General features: G+C 64.5%; 1 protein-coding gene. It reads left to right on the forward strand.

The window, feature by feature from the left end:
* Nucleotides 1-73: 73 nt before the first annotated feature.
* A partial coding sequence (locus tag EQG76_RS01835; RefSeq protein WP_159710085.1) for a DEAD/DEAH box helicase occupies nt 74-1,086 on the forward strand: 1,013 nt, incomplete at its 3' end.

A 1,086-nucleotide genomic window follows, 5' to 3' on the forward strand; every position in this document is an offset into this window, starting at 1 on the left:
TGCCGTCGTTGACTTTTTCAGCCGATCACTTAAGTAGCCGGGCAGATTCAACCGTCTGATCGGCCCTGCCACCTTGACCGAAACCACCCCCTCGAGTCCCGCCTTCGCAGCGCTGGGGCTCCGGGAAGAGATCCTCCGCTCGATCGAAGAGTCCGGCTACACGACCCCTACCCCGATCCAGGCCGCCGCCATTCCGGTCGTGCTGTCCGGGCGCGACGTCCTGGGGATCGCCCAGACTGGTACCGGCAAGACCGCGTCCTTCACCCTGCCGATGATCGAGAAGCTGGCCTCGGGCCGGGCGCGCGCGCGCATGCCGCGCTCGCTGATCCTGTCCCCTACCCGCGAGCTGGCGGCCCAGACGGCCAAGAACTTCGAGACCTATGGCAAGTACCTGAAGCTCTCCCACGTCCTGCTGATCGGCGGCGTGGGCATGGGCGACCAGGAGAAGCAGCTGGAAAAGGGCGTCGACGTCCTGATTGCCACGCCTGGCCGCATGCTCGACTGGTTCGAGCGCGGTCGGATCCTCTTGGGCGGCATCAACATTATGGTGATCGACGAGGCCGACCGGATGCTCGACATGGGCTTCATCCCGGACGTCGAGCGGATCATCTCGCTGCTGCCGGCCCGCCAGCAGACCCTTCTGTTCTCGGCGACCATGCCCAAGGAGGTACGCAGCCTGGCCGACCGGTTCATGCACGAGCCGGCCGTGATCGAGGTGGCCCGCCCTGCTACGACTTCGCAGAACATCGACGATGTGGTGGTGATGACTTCGCCGCGCGATAAGGTCGACGCGCTGGTGAAGCTGATCCGCTCCCAGGACATCGACAAGGCAATCATCTTCTCCAACCGTAAGAAGTCGGTCGCGGAGCTGAACCGCACCCTCAAGCGCCGCAAGCTGAATGCCAGCGACATCCATGGCGATCTCGACCAGGCGCAGCGCCAGGCGACCCTGGACGCCTTCAAGCGTGGCGATATCGACTATCTAGTCGCGACCGACGTGGCGGCGCGCGGCCTCGACATCTCCGACATGCCGGTCGTCATCAATTTCGACGTGCCGACCCACCCGGACGACTATGTGCACCGGAT

It is taken from the genome of Geminicoccus flavidas (assembly GCF_009806515.1).
GTDB lineage: Bacteria > Pseudomonadota > Alphaproteobacteria > Geminicoccales > Geminicoccaceae > Geminicoccus > Geminicoccus flavidus.